Origin of the sequence: Streptomyces sp. KR55 (assembly GCF_052245645.1) — a bacterium.
Taxonomy (GTDB): Bacteria; Actinomycetota; Actinomycetes; order Streptomycetales; family Streptomycetaceae; genus Streptomyces; species Streptomyces flavusporus.
Genome location: NZ_JBQQCE010000686.1, coordinates 1 through 3,617 on the forward strand (window position 1 = coordinate 1; position 3,617 = coordinate 3,617).

Genomic DNA, 3,617 nt, shown 5'->3' on the forward strand with positions numbered 1-3,617 from the left:
GCCGAACGCCATCGTGGCGCTGCTCCAGCAGGGCCAGCAGGGCATGCGGGGCCAGCAGCCGTGGGGTGGCGGGTTCGGCCAGCAGCCGTACGGTCAGCAGCCGTTCGGCCAGCAATACCAGCAGCCTGGCTTCGGCTTCGGTCAGATGGGTCAGCCGTTCGGTATCGGCTGACCTGAGGGCGGCGCGATGCGGTGTGCCCGGGCTGCTCCCGGGCACACCGCATCCGCGTGCGAGCGCGAGCCGCCCCGTCGCCGGATCAGAAGCACAAGTTACGACGTAGGCGTGGTGAAGGTGGACGTGATGGTCAAGGACAGGCCCGGAAACAGCCCCGCGAGCGGGCCCGAGGGCGGCGACGCTGCAGGATCCGAACCCGAGGGCAAGCAGACAGGGCCACGTGAGAAAGGCGCGCGGTCGCCGCGCCCGGTGCAGCCACGCCGCGAGCGGTACATGGTGACACCGCTGCCGCAGAATCTGCTCCCACCGGGGGTGCCCGAACTCAGCATGGACGCGGTGTGCGACCGGCTGGAACGCATGCCCGAGGTCAAGGTGACCCGCAGACTCCAGCCGTCGGAGAGACTCCAGTCGGCCGGGCTGCCCCCCTCCTGCCCGGAAATCGCGGTCGTCGAAGCAGCCGAGGCTCAACTACCGGCGATGAGAACGCTCCACGTACACATCGAGCCGGACCTGCCGCTGTCCGGCACAGGACCCGCCGCCACACCGACCGCGGGGGTCCTGCCTCTACGTGATCCGGGGCTGGTCATGCCGATGGAACAACCTGTGGAGATCTCACTGCGTGTCTGCGGCCCGGACGACGAACCGCTGGCCGGCGCGGGCGTGTTCCTGATCGGCGCGACGTGGCCGGCCCTGGGCATCACCGGGGCCGATGGGACGGTCACCGTTACGCTGACCACGGAAACCCCGGAGTCCGTTCAGGCCCTGTACGTCCGGCCTGCGGGCGGTTACGCGGACCGCTGGATCAACCGTCCCGACTTGTCGGTGACCGAGGAGAACCTGGTCACTCTCACACCGCTGGACAAGGTGTGTCCGGGGCTGGACGAGAGGCAGCAGTACGGCTGGGGCCAGCGGGCCATGCGGCTGGACCGGCTGCCTCCCACGTTCCGCGCCTTCGGCATCAGGGTGGCGGTCATCGGCTCGGGTGTCGCCTCCGAGCACCCCGACCTGAAGCAACGGGCGCGCTCCGGGGTCGATTTCGTCTGTGGCACGGAAGAGGGCTGGGCCCAGGACCCGGTGGGCACCGGCACCCACGTGGCGGGCATCATCGCCGGGGCGGACACCGGCGGGGGCATCATCGGCATCGCGGTCGACGCCGAGCTGGAGGTCTGCCAGGTGCAGCCTGGTGGCCGCTTCAGCGACCTGATCGCCGCGCTGGACCACTGCATCGACCGCGAGGTCGACATCGCCCACATCGCGGTGGCGACCCCGTACGGATCGGCACTGGTCTCCCGCAAACTTGCCGACGCAGGCGCCGTGGGCATCGCCTGCGTCGCTCCGGCAGGCGACACGGGCGGACCGGTCGCCTTCCCCGGCTCTCTGCCGACCGTGTTCGCTGTGGGCGCGCTGGGAGTCTTCGGTTCGTACCCGCAGGACACCTCCCAGGCCGCTCATGCGGGCCCGCAGCTGACACCGGAGGGGCTGTTCGCCGCACCGTTCAGCTGCTACGGCCCGGGCGTCGACGCCGCCGCTCCCGGCGTGGCGGTCCTCTCCTGCTCGCCGCAGGGCGGATATACGGCCCTTGACGGCACCGGCACGGCCTCGGCCCACATCGCCGGTCTCGCCGCCCTCGTGCTCGCCCACCACGAGGACTTCCACGGCCAGCTGCTGCCCCGCGGCCCCGGCCGGGTGCAGCACCTGTTCGACATCATCTCCACCAGTTGCCGCCAGCTCGCCGCCCCCGGCTCCGCGGAAGCCGCCCGCGTCGGCCGCGGCATGCCGGACGCCCTCGTCGCCCTGGGCCTGGTCCCCGGCGTACAACTCGCCCCTGCCATGTCCCCCTACGTCCCGACCCTGACCGGTTAGGCCCGGCGGGGCCACAGCCAGCCACGTCCCCACGGCAGATCACCGACCGGCGCCCGCCCGTCCAGGAACGGGTGCCGCTCGGCCGTCCACTGATCCAGCAGTAGTCGAGGTTCTTGTCGAGACCGAAGCACGAGGTGAGGACCGGCCGAGCCGGGCCCGCTCGGTAGCCGTCGCACGGTTCACTTCCGGCAGCAGCATTTTGTCTATCGGTTCGGGAACCAGGGGTCAGTGCGGTCAACCCATATCGGGCGCGTCGCTCAGCCCGCTCAGCCCGCTCGACCGCGCTCGCCGCGGCGAGCGCGTGCTCCTACGTGTGTTCCGCACAACCGCACTGTGGAGGCCGTGGTCCCGCAGCGGCAAGACCGCTGATCTGTTCACGGCAGCGGGGAATGACCTGAACCCTCCCCGACGGTGGCCGGCCGCAGCCGCCGAGGCCGGTACCCTGGGGCCGCTGCGGCACCCCCCACCATCCGCCGCGTTCCAGCGGTTTGTCATTGGCCTGCGGCGGCCGAGTCTTCACATCACGGAGCCTGAGGGAAGTCGCGCAGGTGCTGATCTTGACTCTGTCGGGGATCTTGGTGACGTCGAGGTCAACTACTGGTGGCTCGCCAGGACTTCAGCCGAGGGATCCCGTGCTGGTCCAGGAAGTTCTGGAATGCGGTCGGTGGCCGGGACGGGGGTGCTTCGTCGGTCGGCGGCACACCGCTGAGGCGCTCGATGTTCACGGCGATGGCCGTGAAGATGTGCTGTAGGTGGGCCTTCGACTGTCCGCGGCAGCGGCAGCGGCGCATGCCGTGTCCATGGGCGAACTCGTTGACGGTGCCCTCGACTCCGGAGCGGACCGCATACCGGGCCTGCCAGTCGGGCGTCTGCTGCTCGGCGCGGACTCGGACTTGCAGATCGCGGAGTTCTCGCGGGGGAAAGCCCACGTTCCGGGCGCTGTCGCGGGAGGTGGTGCACCGGGCGCGGACCGAACACGGCTGGCACTGGCTCTTGGTGAACCGCGCCACGATCAGCGGCGCCGCGGTGGGCGAGGAGGTCGGGTGAGGGCCGTGCCATCCCTTGCTGACCTGGCCCTGGGGGCAAGTCACCTGTCGGCGGTCGAAGTCGATGTGGAAATCGTCCCGGCCGAAGCCCTCGTTCTGGCGGTGCTGGCGGGTGGGATTGCCCGGCAGCGGCCCGGTGACCGTGACCCGGTGCTCGCGGGCGGCCTGCTCAACATGGACCAGGGAGGTGTAGCCGCCGTCGACCAGGTGCTCGGCGGGCAGCAGCCCACGGCGCTTGAGCCGGGTGTGGATGCCGGGCAGGGCCTGGGCGTCGTATGTAGTGGCCGCGGTGGTGGCCACATCCGCTTGAAGTGCACGAAGCCAGCGTGCCCGGCGGGAAGATGCGGGGGCAGCGGTTTCGGGGCACGGTGGGAGGCGGGCCGATCTCCGGCCGATTCTTGCCGACCACATCCGAGGGAATCGTGATGGCCGTAGCCACAGACATGCTCATTCCGGCGCTGCGCGAGGTCCGCGAGGCCAAGGAGTCGCTTGCCGACCGTTTCAAAGCCCACCTCACGGTCACGCCCCCCGGT

General features: G+C 70.5%; 3 protein-coding genes. 1 reads left to right on the forward strand and 2 read right to left on the reverse strand.

Going from position 1 to position 3,617, the window contains the following annotated elements:
• A partial coding sequence (locus ACTWQJ_RS48320; RefSeq protein ID WP_443312723.1) for a hypothetical protein occupies positions 1–217 on the reverse strand: 217 nt, incomplete at its 3' end.
• Positions 218–283: 66 nt separating this feature from the next.
• Between ACTWQJ_RS48320 and ACTWQJ_RS48325 the strand changes: the two genes are divergently transcribed.
• The gene (locus ACTWQJ_RS48325; protein WP_443312724.1) at positions 284–2,038 is read left to right on the forward strand and encodes a S8 family serine peptidase; all 1,755 of its coding nucleotides are present in this window, start codon (positions 284–286) and stop codon (positions 2,036–2,038) included.
• Between the two features lie 590 nt (positions 2,039–2,628).
• On the opposite strand, the gene ACTWQJ_RS48330 is transcribed toward ACTWQJ_RS48325, so the two are convergent.
• Positions 2,629–3,384: a transposase gene (locus ACTWQJ_RS48330; protein WP_443312725.1), complete on the reverse strand. Its 756-nt coding sequence runs from the start codon at positions 3,382–3,384 to the stop codon at positions 2,629–2,631.
• Positions 3,385–3,617: the final 233 nt, after the last annotated feature.